At 52.6% G+C, this 17,787-nt stretch carries 5 protein-coding genes; all 5 read left to right on the forward strand.

Annotated elements, in window-relative coordinates; genetic code table 11:
• Window positions 1-68: 68 nt before the first annotated feature.
• The 5 genes from IK012_RS10495 to IK012_RS10515 all read left to right on the forward strand — a co-directional run bounded on the left by IK012_RS10495 (window position 69) and on the right by IK012_RS10515 (window position 17,694).
• Window positions 69-8,039 (forward strand): cadherin domain-containing protein, encoded by a 7,971-nt coding sequence (locus IK012_RS10495; protein WP_290954126.1) that lies wholly within the window; start codon window positions 69-71, stop codon window positions 8,037-8,039.
• A 227-nt stretch (window positions 8,040-8,266) separates the two neighbouring features.
• On the forward strand, window positions 8,267-9,814 hold the full coding sequence (locus IK012_RS10500) for a FecR family protein (RefSeq protein ID WP_290954129.1): 1,548 nt from the start codon (window positions 8,267-8,269) through the stop codon (window positions 9,812-9,814).
• Complete coding sequence (locus IK012_RS10505; protein WP_290954132.1) at window positions 9,814-12,861, forward strand: hypothetical protein; 3,048 nt, start codon at window positions 9,814-9,816, stop codon at window positions 12,859-12,861. The genes IK012_RS10500 and IK012_RS10505 overlap by 1 nt, the downstream gene beginning before the upstream one ends.
• A 16-nt stretch (window positions 12,862-12,877) precedes the next feature.
• Window positions 12,878-16,864, forward strand: coding sequence for a hypothetical protein (locus tag IK012_RS10510; protein ID WP_290954135.1), 3,987 nt, complete (start codon window positions 12,878-12,880; stop codon window positions 16,862-16,864).
• Window positions 16,864-17,694: a deoxyribonuclease IV gene (locus tag IK012_RS10515; RefSeq protein ID WP_290954138.1), complete on the forward strand. Its 831-nt coding sequence runs from the start codon at window positions 16,864-16,866 to the stop codon at window positions 17,692-17,694. Before IK012_RS10510 ends, IK012_RS10515 begins: the two co-directional genes overlap by 1 nt.
• The last annotated feature ends 93 nt before the right edge of the window (window positions 17,695-17,787 follow it).

Below are 17,787 nucleotides of genomic sequence, written 5' to 3' on the forward strand. Positions count from 1 at the left end.
TTATACCGACGTTCGCTTTCGCTAAAGCTAGCGTAGCTCCGTTGCAGTTTGCTGGGGCGGCAGATTCTTTGGAGAATCAGGCTCGCTGGGATTCCCTGATGAAGTACAAGATCTGGGGAACGGATTCCATCAATATATTCAAGAACGTCAACATCTCGGATACGATTGGCTACAATGGAACGAAGGGGCGCCTCTATCTCTTAAATGACGAGCATGTTTTGGGTGGTCCGACCATTGTGGGTGGCAACATGGTTTTCGACAATTCGAATCATGATCAAATTCTTAAGGGTCCGGTGCGTGTAGAGGGAAATTTGCGACTTGGTACTCAGGACTATAACGTCATGGAGGGGACGTGGTGCGTTCAGGGGAGTATTACATCGCAGTACAACGATGGCGATAGGCAGTGGAACTCTCTGTTGCAGGGCCCCCTGTATACGAATGAAACAAGCACGGTCTTTACAAAGAAGGTGGGAAACTACGGGGCTTGCCCGGAGGCGGTTCCTCCTCTGGAGGATTTGTCCGTACCTTATTTGTCCGATAATGCCTGGCAGGGTTCGGACAATCTCATGATGACCAGTACAAGTCCAGAAACAGGGTATATCCATGTTCCTCCTGATTCCGTTGAAAAGAATAAGTATGGGACATATGATAAGTACTATAACAATTTTGTTATAAATGGTACCAAGAATAAGGCTCTTTATGTGCTAATGCCTCCTGGCGGCAAGTTGACTAGAATATTCTCGAAGAACGGTTTCAAATTCGATAATGCCGTGAATGATTTGGTAATTCAGGTGGTATATGTCACCGAGGGCACGAAGTTTGCAAATGGCCAGTGGGATTTGACGAATAAGGCTAATTTTACCTACGTGACCAATTCTGATTACTCGGGTAACCTGCTCTTTTACACAAACAGGCCTGTTCAATGGAATTATTGGGATGGAGCTTCATTCCAGGGCACCTGGATGACGACGGACTCCATTGCTGTCGGCGGTCACTTTAAACTGGCTGGCCAGATTGTTGCAAGATATATTCATTTCTATGCCCATATCAAGGGTGACTTTCAGTACATGCCTTTCGACCCGCCTTGGATCGATATCAATCCTGAAGCCCGTACATGGGGTACCCTCTATGAAGGTCTTTCTGGCTTGCAGCCGCTTAGCATTTCTTTGAACGAAGCCCCGACGACCGACGTCACCTTCAAGTATTGTTTTATTTTCAATGGTAATCAGGCGAACAACAGGGATACGGACCCAGATTCATTGAATGCGTTTGCCAGCTTGGACGATGTCGTCACATCGGGGATTCCTATTTGTAATGGAGCCAATTCTACCAGCTACGAGACGGTGACGTTCCCCAAGGGACATAAGACGCCGACAAAGGCAGTTGCGGTTGCGGTCAAGGACGAACTCATCGAGGAATGGGGCGAAATGTTCACGATTCGCGTGTTCGACATGGTGGGCGCCGTGCTCCCGAACAAGAGCCGTGAAGGCGAGTTCCTAATCGAAATCGTGGACGACGACAAGGCCCCTACCAGCAAGGATACTGTATTTGTTGGCCTTGAAGATACGGACAATGCGTTTGTCCGGTTCCCGGCCTATACGGGTAACGGGCTTCCTCTGACGGATTATTATGTGAAGATTGAATCGCTGCCGATGCACAACAGCAGTGTCGCCGGTACGTTGATTTATGACGGCAACGTCGTGGATGCCGATGCAATTTCTGCGGGTCTCGTGATTCCAAGCGCCGACCTCGGTAAGCTCACGTATCGTGGAAACCCGAATGCGTACGGAACGGATGTCGCCTCGTTCATCTTCAGGATTATCAACAAGGGTGTCCCCGCTGTCAGCAGCAATCTTGTCCGTATTAACCTCAATCCGGTGAACGACGCCCCGAAGGTGAGAGACACAACGTTCACGGTCAAGGAAAACGTCGCAGGTCAAACGACTCCCAATGCGGTGAACGGCAAAATTCCCGTGACGGATGTGGATGATAGCCAGTTTAAGTACGCCTTTGATAATACGGATGCGAACTACGCCAAGGTGACCTCCTTGTATACCATCAATTCGAAGACGGGCAAGATTTCCGTGAAGAGCGGTGTCTTGCTGAATTACGAATCGGCGGACAGCCTCTTGAAAATCAAGGTGAATGTTACGGATTCCGCATCCACGACTAACGGTACCGGTAAGATTACGGTCAAGTCCACTGTGACCATCCAGATTCTTGATGTCAACGACAAGCCGGTCATTAGAGACACGACTTTGACGGTTGCGGAGAATTCGCCTGCAGGTACCGAAGTGGGCAAGGTTACCGCGACGGACGAAGACACCTGGAAGGTGCTTACCTTCTCGCTTGCCGATATGTCGGGAAATAGTGGTGCAGCGCAGCTCTTTACGATCAATTCGGACGGCATGATTAAGGTGGCTACGGGTGCCAAGCTCGATTACGAGACGAAGAAGGAATACAAACTCTACGCCATCGTGACGGACAATGGTGCCTCTAAGGGCTTTACGAACCTGAAGGATACCGCCATAGTCACAATCAAGATTACGGACAAAAATGATCCGCCCATCATCGTCGATATCAAGGACAATTATAACGTTGTCGAAAATACCAAGACCGGGACTGTTTTTGCCCAATTCAAGGTTGTCGATGTGGATGCGGCCGATGGCAGCACTACTTTGAGCGCAACTGTCAAGGACAAGAACCCGGTTTCGGGCTCTGTTACTGCCGACCAGCTCTTCGGAGCTTCCGTCGCGGCATACAATGGCGATACAGTGTATGTCAAAATATTCGTGAAGGATAGCGCCCTCTTGAACTACGAAGCGCTGTTCAAGGCCGATACGGTTAGCTACAATGTGACCCTGTCCATAAAGGATGCCAATGGTGGCACCGGAAGCAACACCGTTACCGCCGATACGAAGATCTTCGTGACCGATGAAAACGAAGTCCCGACTATCGATGATGGCTCGTTTACCGTTGCCGAAAACGCTCCTGCGGGAAGGCTTGTGGGTACCGTCAGCGCTTCTGACCCGGATACCTATAATGCGGTCTACAAAAAACTCACGTACTCGCTTGTCGGCACTTCTGACCGTTATGCGGTTGCAAGCGGTACCGGCAAGATTACGGTGAAGCAAGGTGCGGTAATTGACTACGAGACGACTCCGAACCACAAGGATACCATCAAGGTCCGCGTTAAGGACGGCGGTGGACTCGTGTCGAGGATTGCGACCATCGAAATTACCATTACCAACACGAACGAGAACCCGGAGCTCAATTGCGTTACGGGCGATACCAAGTGCAACGGCCCGTTCGAAATTGCCGAAAATTCCGCTACGGGAACCGTCATCCACACGTTCGCGATTTCTGACGTAGACGGAAACGATGCTGGCCTGCTGAAGGTTGAACTTGCCGACAAGAATGGCAGCAATGCGAAGACGCTCTTCGACGTGAAGACGAATGACGCGAATACGGAAATGATTGTCTTTGTAAAGGACAGTTCGAAGCTCGACTACGAGACCGTGGATGCCCAGTATGTCGTGATCCTTACGGTGAAGGATGCGGGCAATGCGACTGACACGCTTATACGTACCATCAAGGTGAAGGACGTGAACGAACGCCCGACGATTTCGGACAAGACTGTCACGAAGCCCGAAAACCTCCCGAAGGACGCCCTCGTTGCGGAACTTACCGCGACCGACCCGGATACGAAGCATGTGGCGGAATTCGGTCACCTGGATTACAGCATCATCACGCAGAACACTCCGTTCTGGATGGATTCGAACAAGGTGAAGGTCGCCGACTCTACGAAGCTCGATTTCGAGACGACTCCGACCATCAAGTTCAAGGTGGAAGTCAAGAACTGCACGAAGAACTCCTCTACGGGCATGTTCACCGTGGGTTGCCTTACCGATACCGCCCTCGTGACGGTCAAGCTCACGAACGTGAACGAGAATCCGGAACTCAAGTGCGTTACGGGCGATACCAAGTGCAACGGCCCGTTCGAGATTGCTGAAAATTCCGCTACGGGAACCGTCATTCACACGTTCGCGATTTCTGACGTGGACGCAAACGATGCGGGCCTGCTGAAGGTTGAACTTGCCGACAAGAACGGCGGCAATGCGAAGACGCTCTTCGACGTGAAGACGAATGCCGCGAATACGGAAATGATTGTCTTTGTAAAGGATAGCTCGAAGCTCGACTACGAGACCGTGAATGCCCAGTATGTCGTGATCCTTACGGTGAAGGATGCGGGCAATGCGATTGACACGCTCATACGTACCATCAAGGTGAAGGACGTGAACGAACGCCCGACGATTTCGGACAAGACGGTCACGAAGCCCGAAAACCTCCCGAAGGACGCCCTCGTTGCGGAACTTACCGCGACCGACCCGGATACGAAGCATGTGGCTGAATTCGGTCACCTGGATTACCGCATCATCACGCAGAACATGCCGTTCTGGATGGATTCGAACAAGGTGAGGGTGGCCGACTCTACGAAGCTCGATTTCGAGACGACTCCGACCTTCAAGTTCAAGGTGGAAGTCAAGAACTGCACGAAGAACGCCTCTACGGGCAAGTTTACCGAGGGCTGCCTTGCCGATACGGCTGACGTGACGGTCAAGCTCTCTGACGTGAACGAAAATCCGGAAATTATCGTGGACGATGGTCCCGATGGTGACGACGACACCGACTCGCTCTGCATCGCATACTGCGATACGACTGGCCGTGGCGTCGATCCGGAAGGCAAGAAGACCCTTACCGTGGGTGTCAAGGAAAACGTGCCGCAGGCGACTGTCGTACTTTCGTACGTCGTTAACGACCAGGATGCCGGCGATATCAACGGCCTGAAGGTCAAGTTGCTCGACAACAAGAATACTGGCGTCGATTCCCTCTTTAAGGTCGATCTCGTGAAGGACACGCAGAGCGGCAAGAAGAAACTTGTCATTACCGTGCTGGACAGCTCCAAGCTCGATTACGAGACGATTAACCCGAGGCACGAGGTGACGATTGTCCTTACCGACCCGGATGGCCTTACGGATTCGCTCGTGCGCATTATCGAAGTGCTTGACGTGAACGAACCGCCGACCTTCGAATCTTGGCCGTTCGAATTCGAGGAACATAATGAGCCGGGTGCCATTGTCGGCCATGTCGAACATGGTGTCGATGTTGACACGACAGCTATTTCGGGAATCAGCATCCCCGCGTACTACGAGAACGACAAGTTCGAATTGACGGGTGGTGCCGACGGTGCCGATACGCTGTTCAAGCTTTTGAAGAACGGCGACCTGGTTGCCCTGAAGAGATTCAACTACGAGACGGACCCGCACGAATATGTCATCTACATTTCCCTGATGGATACGTTGATGCCTGAACTCGTCGAGACCGATACGGTTTATATTACGCTCCTCGATATCAACGAAAATCCGACAATCCTTACGGACTCCGTGCGTGTCGAAGAAAACGCGAAGAAGGGTACAGTCGTCGATACCCTCGAGGCGAAGGATCTCGACCTGTACGATACCGTGCTGACCTTTACGCTGGTCAAGGATACGAGCGGATGCTTCGAAGTCTCCAAGAGCGGCGTGATTACCGTGAAGGCCGACCGCTGCAAGAACCTGGATTACGAAAAGAATCCGGAACTCCCGATTACGGTGAAGGCGACCGACTCCAAGGGCGGTTCCGATACCAAGATTATTGCTGTGAAGATTACGGACGTGAACGAGGCTCCGGAAGTCGACGACCAGACTATCTACGTGGATGAAGACGAGAAGATTGGAACGGTTATCGATACGATCGAGGCTAGGGACCCCGATAAGGATCCGAAGTACAGCGATATCACGTACACTGCCATCGACGGCGATACCTTGGTGTTCCGTATCGATCCGAAGACGGGCGAGGTCATCTTGCGGGATACCCTCGATTACGAAAAGAAGTCGGAATACAAGCTCATTGTCGAGGTCTCCGATGGCGAGTATGCGGATACGGCGACGGTCACCATCAAGGTGAAGAATGTCTACGAACAGCCCAAGGTCGATATCATCATCGCCGAGACGGTGGATTCGACGTGGCATTATCCGGATACCCTCTACATCAACAACAAGACTCTGTGCATTGAATGGGTCGCCATGAACCGTGTTTCCGAAGAAAAGCTGAAGGACTCTACGGAATGCGGCATCGAACTCGAGGAAGGCGAGAACATCATCATCCGCAAGTTCGAAGACCCGACGATGGATACTCCGGGTGTCGATACGCTCGTGGTATACGTGAGCACGAAGTCCCCGGTGGTCACGATCCGCAAGGTCGAAGACGAACTGCCTGACCCGAACATCTTTACCGTGGTGGAAGAAGCCGCGAAGAGTGATACGGCATTCTACGTGAATACCCCGATTAACGAGATTGTCGTGACGGTCAAGGATCCGGACGAAAAGACCAACGAATCCTTCACGATGAAGCTCGACTTGGAACCGTTGAAGATTCCGTCCAAGACGTACAAGACGCTTGGTGATATTGCGGACTTCAGCATTGCCTTGAGCGACAAGCCGTCTTCGAAGGTGACGCATACGCCGGTCAACGGTGAGAAGATTGCCGTCAGCTACACGGAGAAGGTGAACGGGAAGGAACTTCTGATTACCTACTACACCGACATGAAGGGCGAACCGCTCGAGAATGAAGACGGCGTGGTGGAAATGACTATCACCTGTACCGAGAACATAAACGGTACTGACGTGAAGTTCTCTTACCAGGCCGATGCCGTTACCGGTGCCGTTATCAAGACATCGGGCGGATACGTGAAGGCCAAGGATTCGACGGGCAAGGCCGCCGAGAACCAGGTGGTCTACACGGTTTCTTATGAGACTGTGGACAAGGCCGGCAACGTCGTGCACATCTCTTACGGCGTGGATGCCGAGGGCAATATCGTGAGAAACGAGTTCGGCAGCATCGGCTACGAGGTTACGTACTCCTTCACGAACAAGTACGGCAACACCGCAACGCAGTCTGTATTCGTAGTGATCGACCAGGTGCCGCCCAAGGTCAAGATCCTGTACCCGACTAACGGCGAAATTATCTACTCGAACTTTGTCGATGTGAAGTGGACTGTGGACCTCGGCGATGGCAACGGCCCGGATGTCCAGGATACGCTCGTGACGCAGAGCCTCAAGAAGGGCGGAAACGTTATCGTACGCATGTACCGCGACAAGGCGGGCAACATAGCGAGCGATACGGTGCGTGTCGTCATGAAGAACGCGAAGGAAGTTGCAATCTCCGTCGAACAGCCGGTTACCGAAATTTCGAAGGACAAGGTTGCTGATTACTACGCAAAGAGCGAGCCTGAAGAAGGCGAGACCTTTGCTGTGACCATCTACAACACGAAGTCCAAGAAGGAAATCGAAACCCTCGTGGGTGGTGACTTCGAAACCAAGGAAGGTAACGGTGATGAACCGTATGAAGGCCTTGATGGACACCTCGGACCGACGCTCGCTATCGATGCTAAGGCTCCGACGTTCAACGAAGTGGGTGGCCTCGCCACGCTCGACGACTTGGTCAGCAAGGAAGGCCTCGTGATGCTTGACGGTGTCAACGCTGCCAAGAGCGAGAAGATGCCTGTCGCGGAATACGTGGAAGAGTACTGCTCCGCCGCCTTTGCCGAAAAGGTGGGCAGCGACCTGAGCCGTGCGAACTTGTATGAAACCGAAATGCACGTGAAGATCTGGATCTACACGACTCTCGGTCAGTTTGTGGATTACTACTCCTTCACGCAGGAACTTAACGATCCTGACTACGTGAACGATGCCGGTCTCCTGACGCTGTACTTCGAATTGAAACCGGATAGGGATGGCAATGTCCGTACGAAGAACGGTCGTCTCATGGCAACGGGCGCTTACATCTACAAGACCGAAGTCGACATGAGGTCTGAATTGCAGTGTACGCTCCCGCCTGTGAAGGATGAATCGGCGAAGTCCTTGAAGAAGGGCGATGTCCGCAAGGTCAAGGAAGACATGCTGAAGAACTTCGGCTACAAGCGACCGGAAAAGAAGTAAGTTTTTCTTAATATTTTTGATAGTAACCCCTTGAATACCAAGGGGTTACTTTTTTATGTGATAAAATGCAATATTGTATCTTGGAATATGCGCTTGCTCACGTCGCAAAAATTTGCTAGTGCATTTTTTGGGGAAATGGACTATTTTTTACTGGTAAAGCCAAAAGAAAGAGTCCCATGCAATATTCTCATATTCGCCTAATTTCGCTGATTTTGCTGCTCCCTTCTTTGATTTTTTCGGCTCCGGTAGCCGGAAAGGTCGGCCTAGCTCTGAACGAATGCGAACGCCAGAAGAAGAAGGACAGTAAGTGGTCCCCTCTGGGGGTCGGTGCTCACGTGTATCAAACCGATAGGTTGCGTACGGGGCGTGAGTCGGAACTCGTTATCCGTCTTCTGGACGGAAGCGCTATACGCATGGCTGAGTTTACTTATATCGAAATGTCTCAAATTCTCGTGCCGAAGGGCGACGGGACGTTTGACACTCGGATTAAGGTGGATTCGGGCGTCGTGAATTTCGCCGTCAAGAAGCAGAAGAAAAATTCCACGTTCAAGTTCAAGACGTCGGGGACGCATACAGCTTCTATCCGCGGGACGGAAGGCTTCGTGGGAAGTTATAACAACGTCTTTGCCGCGAGCCTTGTGAACGGCAAGCTTGAAGTCGAAGATGGCGAGACTCCGGTTTTGGCAATCGGGGCCGGCGAGACGATTTTCGGTACGGATTCCCTGGTCTCCATGAAGTTGGCTTCTTCGGGCGATCCGAAGTTCGCCAAGCGTCTTTCCATGATTATGCAGTCGGGCAAGGACATGGGCGAGATGCTCAAGGATGTGAAGGCAGCCGATGAGGCGGTGCAGCAGGAAAAGAAAAAGGCCGCTGTGGATAACCTGCCCGAAAACGGTTTTACGCTCAATACGGAGAATGCTGTCGAAGTCTGTAATGAAGGGCTTGCGCTTGACGGCATTTACCGCACGAGCGATCCCAATGCGAAACTCGTGGTGAAAATGGGCAAGCATGAGGTGTCCGAGAATCTTGCTACCATAGCCGACGGCCAGTCTCATCCGTTTGCCTACAATGTCGCCGTAAGCGATGAAAACGGACTCTGGAAAGAAACCGAGGCGGAACTGGTCTTTGTTTCGGGCAAGGTCAAGGATTCCAAGAAGGTTTCGCTGAAGGTGAATCCCGCATGTCGCGGTGTGAACCATATCGCCCCGCAGGTGAGAATTGCTTCGTATGATTCGACCTCCTGCAAGGTGCAGGTCGCCGTGAACGGCATGCAGGATGACGTGGGTATCTTGACGCAGTCCATCGACGGGACTTCTGTTTCCGAGGAGGCTGTTTCCAAGAACGGGTTGTCCAGATTCAAGTTGTCGTCGGGCATTCACGAATATGAATATGTGCTGAAGGACCAGGCGGGCAATGTCGGAAATGCAAAGAAGATGATGGGCTGCTATCCAGTACGGCGCTTCAACGTTGAGGTCTTTGGCGGGCCGCGCGAAGAACTGATAGTTCCGCCGCCACCGTATGGTCTCGCGGACAGGATTTCCAAAATGCTGGAATTCAGGATCCGTACCCCCGAAAACGATCCGCAGTTCCTGTACAAGGTGACCGTGAAGCAGAACGGGAAAGTTATTCTGCAGGAAACCTTGACGCAGATACAGACGCTGGATTACCAGATTCCGGTCGAACTTGTCAGGGGTGCGCGCAACAAGTTTGATATTGAAGTCATCCACAAGAGTGGGTTCCGGTCTGTCGCCGTGAAGAAGTTTGAGGTTCGTTGATGAAGGTTTGGAGTTGGCTTGCACTTGTCTTGATTGTTGCTGCCCTCGCTTATGCGGAGGCAGCTCCGTCTGTTTTGAATGGCGGACCCGTTTCGGGATTCTTGACGGTTGAAAACTCCCCCTACACAGTGAACGAGACTATCGAAGTTCCCGAAGGGAAGGCGCTTGTCATCGAGGCGGGGGTGACCCTGAAGTTCAAATCGGGTGCCGGGCTTGATGTCAGTGGCGGCTCCTTTATGGTCATGGGCACAGAAGACAGGCCTGTTGTATTCGAAGGCGAAGACGGTTCCTGGAATGGTATCTCGTTGACGGGTAACCATCGCGCGGAGTTGTCGTATCTCGAAATCGATGGTGCGGAAATCGGCCTTGCCGTGGAAAGAGGCTCGCTTTCGCTCAACGGAGTCTACATCCGCAATGTATCGCGCATGGCGCTGTTTGCCAAGGAGGCCGAAGTCAAGATTGTCGGCGGTGCGTTCAACTACAGTGAAGGTGTCGGCCTCTGGGCGCACGAGGGCAGCGTCATCGATGCGGAAGAGACTGCCTTTTTTGGCAACAAGGTGGGCGTGCTCCTGTCTTCGGGAGCGAAACTCGATGTAAAGCAGGTCAGCATCAGCCGCAACGGGGATGGCCTCGTGATGGAGAGCGGAAGCAGTTTCGCGGGTAAGGAACTGGATGTAGAAGGAAATGGCATTGGCCTCGTGTCTGAGGACAACCCGCCTGCGGAACTCCGTGAGGCGGCGCGCGAGAACGATACCGATTTTTCGCAGAACCTGCAGGCGGCCCTGAAGGGTATTCCTGACAGCCCCCAGAATCCGGCGGCGGAAAATTATTCCAAGAAGCGCCCCGGGCTGAATGGAAACAAGCCCACGGTATGGTCGCTCAACGGGAACGTTTCTGTGACGGGCGGATACCATGCGGTATGGACGGCGTCCGATGAAAACGGGGACGATTTCCCCAACTTGTTCCAGGTTCCCGGATTCTTTGCGGGCCTGAATGCCTACATGTTGATGCGTTCGTCCAAGGGCCGTTCTTTCGAAGTGTCGGCAAACCTGACGATGGACCGCTGGACGTATTTCAATCCCGAAAACGTATTTGCCGTGTATAAGGATAGCATGCAGAGGGTTGCCGTGGGCGATATGTTTATCTCCGCCGGGGACCTCTACATGGCCGGAATGGATGTGTTGGGTGGCTCTTACGACATCAACCTGTTCCGCAATTCAACTGGGACCCCGCGCTTTGTGGCGAGCGCTTTTGGCGGTGAAGTCAATGCGCCGAAACTGGTGGGCGAACGCAACAAGGAAATCTACAAGGATTATGTGGAAGAAGGCGAAGCCGAACCCCAGCAGCTCATGGTGGGCGGCAAGTTGCGCTGGAATCTGGATAGGCGCTTCAATGCGACTGTCGGTTTTGTCGGCAGCAGGAGCGAACTTGAAGATCCGCTGCTCCGCGACGGGGCGAATGCGGATGTGAATACGGCTATTCCGCTTACGACATCGAAGTCCATTTTTGCGGATGTGGATTGGAAACCGTTCCCCGGCAATTTGCAGATAAATGCGCAGATGGCCATGGGCGGTGCCGATACCGCCGGTGTCCTTGTGCAGCGGGCCGTGAACAAGGTGTTCTCGGAAGCCAATCTCGACGTTTCCAATTTCGCAAAACTCCGCCGCCTCATGAACAACATGAGTTTGGTGGATCGCCTTTCGAGGGATGAACTGAACGAGATTTTTGGCGAGAATGCCATGATGACCGAATCCGAAATGCGCCAGCAGCTGCGCCAGTATCTCACCAAGGCGAAGAATGTGCTGGATAGTTACGGAAAGGACAGGTCGAGTGCGGAAATCAGGAGCTGGGATGGCGACAATGTCGCTTTTGCTGCCTCCCTGCGCTGGGCTTTGCCGCATACGGTTCTTTCTGCCGGCATGCGCTATGTGGGCGCAGGCTTCTATAGCATCGGTTCCCCGGATCAGTTGCAGAATTCTCGCGAATGGAACATTTCGTTGGAGCAGAAGGTCGCGAACTTCTGGAACTTGGAACTTTCGTACTTGTTGAATGTGGAAAACGCTGCGCATGAGGGTGACTACAATGTGTTTGGCTTTGCCGAAGGATCAGCCTTGGGACTGGTTCCCGGTGCGGAAGACCATTGGCTTAAGGAACATGAGCAGGACGAAGACCGCACGCTTTACGACCATACGGCGGCGCTTGCGAATGTCATCGACATTGCTCCGCGTGCGAAGCTTTCGATCGGCTATACCTTCAATTACAGGACCCGCAGTACGAATCAGAGATTGCAGGCCGTCTATTCCGCGGGCTCGGGAATATACGCCGACCGCTGGTTCCAGGGTGGCGACGGGAATGTGGTGGATATCGTGAATGGGGAAGATACGTTGAAGGTGGATTCCGCGCGCTGGGCTAGTTACTATGCGCTTGCGGAAAGTCCTTATCTGGCGACCCAGTTCGAGGAACGCATCATGAAGCATGTGGTGCGGCTGGAATTGAAACTGGACCTGCCGAAGAACGTGTTGAAGGTCGGTGGTGTGTGGAGCCTGCGTCGTGACCTTTCCCGTTTTGAACAGGACGAACTGATTTCGGACTTCGACTTCAGCGACGAGACCTTCGGGCTTCTGGGTTACTATTTCCACGGTGGTGACTATTTTGAACAGAGCTACCCGGTTTTTTTGAATACGAATGTTGGTAACCTGCGCAACATGTTCATGGTAATCCCGCGCTACAAGCAGTACAACCGCGACAATATGGAAGAATTCGAATGGCGTATTGCCGAAAACTTGCAGAAACCGCTTGTGAAGGACTTTATGGATTTGACGGTCGGCGCAGTATTCCGCAGGGAATATTTGAATCGCGATGAATTGCGCAAGCATATACGCGAAGTGGAAATGGATGTGGGCGGAAGCGCCACCTTGGGCTTTACCCATATGAAAAATTTGACATCCGCCTGGACTGTCGGAGCTTTGTATTGTAACCGTCCTGATTTGCTTTCGGAAGAATATTTTGACCTGTACGGGTCGGTTATGGTGAATTATGAATTTTGATCAAAAGAGGTGGTGTATGAATAGGCATTTCTTCCTGGTAGCGCTTTTGCTCCTCGCGACTGCGGGGTGGTGCGGCTATGTAGGTTGCGTAGACAAGACTCGCTGCGATATCAATGTGAGTTCGTTTCTGGAATGGGATAGCCTGCACGCATATCTGTTGATGTGCGAATTGGGCTGCGATGATCTCCAAACAATCCAGGTGACCGTAAAGAATGACATCGAGTTTCTGGAAAATGCACCGGACGAAAACTGTTCGACGAATTTTAATTCGATCAAGTTCTCGTATTCCGTCATACTCAAGGGCGAAGGGCAGCCTACGGTATCCAACTTGTGCATGTATAATTTGATAAATAACGAATCTTATGGATTTTTCTATACCGCGGAGCACCAACTTTCCATAAGCAACCTCAAGTTCAAGAATATTTATGCCGATGCGAACCAGGCCAAGTATTTCGGCCTGTTTGTGGGTAAGGTCGATGGTGACGTGCAGATAAACAACGTGGAATTGGAAAATGTGCATGTAAAAGTTGACTCTGCGTCCCATTTCTCCGGTGGTATTTTAGGCGCCGTCGTCGCGCCCGAAAAAGGCCCGGAACGCGGAAAGGTCACCATATCGAATCTTCGTATCAAGGATCTTGTCGTGGAAAGCCGTTCGAAACTGGCTGTGGGCGGTGTCCTCGGTTATGTGCAGGATTCCCTCACGATGATGATGTCCAATATTTCGCTTGCGATGAAGCAGGATTCGATTGAAGGCGTGGTGGATGCTAATTCGGCTTTCTATGGAGGCGTTGTCGGTTATGCCGCCAATACGGTTCAGCTCTTCATTGACTCTATTGATGTCAATATGGATATCAACGCGGATTTTGACCGTAATGTACAGACGGTGGGTATTGGCGGTGCCGCAGGCAAGGTGGATGCTGGTGGTTTGCTTGCGACTCAGACTTGGGTTAAAGCGAATATTAAGACAAACGCGCGTTCTACGGCCACTACCGATCGTTTCTTCTCGACGGCTTTCTATATGGGCGGGCTTGTCGGACAATGGAAAGCGGTTTCTTCGGATTCGTTCTGGGTCAATAGTTCCGAAATCAATGCGGATATTTCGGCGAAGGGCCTTCTGGTCCCGTTTGTCGATGTCGGCGGAATTCTCGGGAATGCTTTTGTTGAGAATAATACGGGAACCTCGCTGGTCGCGGTCATGGATGTCAAGCAGAATACCCAAATCGACTTGGAGTCGAATTACTTTCAAAGGGCCTATGCGGGTGGCCTTATAGGCGATTTCTACAATGACGCAGGAAACTTTTCAGTCCTTATAGAAAGTACGACTGCGGAATCTGATATTCGTGGAATCACTTTTAGCGGTGCTGCTGGCGGTTTGGTCGGATTCCTGGACGCTCAGACGGTACTTATCAACGAAACCGAAGCATCGGGAAAAGTCCGTTTGCAGATGCACGATATGCTGTATGATTATCGGTCCCCGCTGTATGTGGGTGGCTTGGTTGGCCATTCCGAGAATGCAAAAATGAAGGTCAAGGGGGCATCCTATTCCGGTCTCCTGCAGCTTGAAGAACACGTAGCTACTGTCGATACGGCGACGGACTGGAAGGCGGGCGGTTTGTTCGGCTATGTGTCTAAGGGATTCCTCTCCTTGGATTCTTCGAACTTTTCCGGAAACCTGATGCTGTACAAGGTTCCGGGTACGCTTGCCGTCGGTGGCTTGATTGGCGGTACGCAGGAGCTTGATTCGCTTGCGGTGACGCGTTCCTATGCCACGGGTGTGCAGGATACTCTTGTCGAAGTACATTTCCAACCCCTGGATACGGGTTCGTTCGGAATTGGCGGCTTGATCGGCATAAACGACAAAGTGCGGGTTACCCGCATTACGAATGACTTTGTTCGCGGTTCCATCGTTCTTTGCGATACCTTGCTTTCGACGTTGCAGGATTATGTGAACGTCGCCGGAATCGTCGCTCGCGATATGCCGAAGGATAAGAGCGCGAGTATACTTATACAGGATGTGTACTATCGCGGCGGATTCGTCATGGATGACCTTTATGCGAAACGCCGTCCGCTTGCCTATGGGCTTGCGGTGACGGACAACAAGAACGGTTCTATCAATGCGGCCTATGCGATTGACTTTACGGGAGTGGCGATGGACGGTTCCAACCTGAAAAAGAAAGGGTTCGAAGTGGTCGCAACAGCTCCGTCCGATACCTTGGAGTTGCAGACTTATGGTAAAAAAGAGATGGTCACTTTGAACACGCAGGATTTCAATGATCTCCTCAACGAGGCCGCGGAGCGCGAACCGGCATGGGCGTGGTCCGACAGCGTCAACGACGGGTTGCCCTGGCTGCTGGGACTCGAAAATTACGATGTGGTTCACGGTTCTATAGAACGCATCGAATTCGTTGAAGAAGACGAAGAAGAGGATTCGACGGAAATTGAAATTGGTACGTTGCCCGAGAAAAAGCTGGCTTGTGATTACATTGGCGTCTATGCCTCGGGAAACATTGCGAAGGTCGATGTCAACTTCCGTGTCGAATCGTCGGTTCCGGCCTTGATGCGGGTGCAACTTGTCAAGGAATCGGAAAAGGTCGTTTCCGATTCTATACTTGTCGTGACTTCGACGGATTCCGTGGTGAACTTTATCTATAAAGGCCTTAAGACGGGTGATTACCACATCGTCGTAATGCTCGATACGCTCAGTGTTCAAACGTCTACGTGGAATGTCCGTAACGAAATCGAACTGAAACCCAATACTTGGACGATGGCGGCTCTCGGGTCTGCCGATTTGAAAACTGTTTCGAACGCGGGTGACTTTACGGTATTCCGCTGGGATGAGCGCGGTGTGGCCTGCGATTACTGGCAGTACGTCGTTCAGCCTGTCGATGCGAAGTTTAAGGCCGAGGAAGGTTACTGGATTTACTCCAAGTCGGCGGCAACTATTCCGGCGAAGGATGATGAGCCGGCTGTCGATTCGCTCCATTGGCAGCTCCACAGCGAGTTCTATGGCTGGAACATGGTCGCGAATCCCTATCCGTGGGATATAGCCTTGGATTCTGTTGCCGAATTCCAGAATGCGGATGATTCCAAAACGCCCTACTGGATGTGGGACCCGGAACGCCGCACTTATGTGCCTGCTGGAAAGTTGCCCGCATACGGTGCGTTCTGGGTGAATGTTTCCGAAGAAACAGTGCGCAGCGTTTCGACTGAGCCGAAGTTTACCGAACAGCCGGTGGCAACATACGGTAAGCTTCCCGAGAATGGTCGTGCTCTCGCGAAAACGGCTCGCGGTACGTCGGGTAGTTCCTGGAGCCTCCGCCTTATGCTGAAGGGAACCGATGGATCCGAGGACAGCTGGAATGTGGTTGGCGTCGGAGCCCGGAATGTGGGCGTCGCCGAGCCGCCGGAGGGAATGGAACGCGGCGTCTCCCTGAACATTCTTGGTGGTAACGATGCCGGAGCGAAGGGCGTGAAGCGCCTCTCGAAGAGCATATATGCGGAATCGGGCGTTCCCTCCGGCGGGAGCGTCTCCTGGACGCTCGCGATTTCGTCTGCGAAATCGCAGTCGGCGACGCTGGAAGTAGAAGGCCTGGAAGAACTCGATGCGCTTGGCCTCATGGCGACTATCGAGTACAAGGGACAGTCTATTCCTTGCCGTGCGGGCGTTCCCGTGGTTCTTGAACTCTCGACGACTGCGTCTCAGGCCGAACTCAAGGTCTCCCCGAAGTCTGCCGCCCTCACGGTCGCGAAATCGTTGGAGAACATCCGCTTCGTGAAGATGCCTGCCGCGCTTAATGTGTCATTTGACGTTTCCGAATCGCTTGCCGGCGCCACGGCCGATGTCATGTTGCTAGATTTGAGCGGTCGCACGCTTGCTGCTACCTCGCTGGAATCCGTTTCTCGGACGAACAATGTGTCGCTCGCTATGCCGGAACGCGGTGGCGTCTGCATGCTGGTGATTCGTGCCGGAAATGAACGCAAGTCCCTAAGGATTCGTCTGTAATGCTCAAAATTGGTTGCCATTTGTCCTCGTCCGCCGGTTTCAAGGCGATGGGCGAGGACGCCCTCTCCATTGGTGCAAATGTTTTTCAGTTCTTTACCCGCAATCCGCGCGGGGGAAGCGCTAAACCCTTCGACAAGGCCGACGCTGCGGCGCTGGTGAATTTGATGCGCGAAAACGGGTTCGGGCCCGCGCTTGCGCATGCGCCCTACACGCTGAATCCGTGTGCGGCGGACTCGGGGCTGCGCGACTATGCCCGCGACGTGATGAAGGACGACCTGTGGCGCATGGACCACTTTCCGGGGGCGATGTACAACTTCCATCCGGGAAGCCACGTGAAGCAGGGAGCGGAAAGGGGAATCGAGCTGATTGCGGAACACCTGAACGCGATTCTCCGTCCGGACTTGAAGACAGTGGTTTTGCTGGAAACCATGGCGGGGAAGGGAAGCGAGGTCGGGCGCACCTTCGAGGAACTGCGTGCGATTATTGACCGCGTGGAACTGGCGGACAAGGTCGGGGTGTGCCTCGATACCTGCCACGTGCATGACGGCGGCTACGATATAGTGAACCGCCTGGACTGGGTGCTGGAACAGTTCGACAAGGTTGTCGGGCTTGGGCGCTTGCGGGCGATACACCTGAACGACAGCAAGAACCCGCTGGCAAGCCACAAGGACCGCCACGAGGTCATCGGTGCGGGATACATCGGGTTGGAAGCCCTGGTGCGCGTGGTGAACCATCCGGCATTGAAGAATTTGCCGTTCTACCTCGAGACTCCGAACGAATTGCCGGGGTATGCGGCCGAAATTGCTCTTATGAAAAGCCGTGCACTTTGAGTAACTGCGAATAAAATGCTTAAAAAAACGTTTTTTTTGAAAAAATCATAAAAAATCCCTTGACAAGTTAGACGGAATATCTATATTTGGGTG

The sequence above is a fragment of the Fibrobacter sp. genome, from assembly GCF_017551775.1.
In the GTDB taxonomy this organism is placed as follows: Bacteria; Fibrobacterota; Fibrobacteria; order Fibrobacterales; family Fibrobacteraceae; genus Fibrobacter.

Coding starts and splice junctions, on each gene's coding strand:
- IK012_RS10510 (WP_290954135.1), top strand. CDS start 12,878: ATGAATAGGCATTTCTTCCTGGTAGCGCTTTTGCTCCTCGCGACTGCG.
- IK012_RS10505 (WP_290954132.1), top strand. CDS start 9,814: ATGAAGGTTTGGAGTTGGCTTGCACTTGTCTTGATTGTTGCTGCCCTC.
- IK012_RS10515 (WP_290954138.1), top strand. CDS start 16,864: ATGCTCAAAATTGGTTGCCATTTGTCCTCGTCCGCCGGTTTCAAGGCG.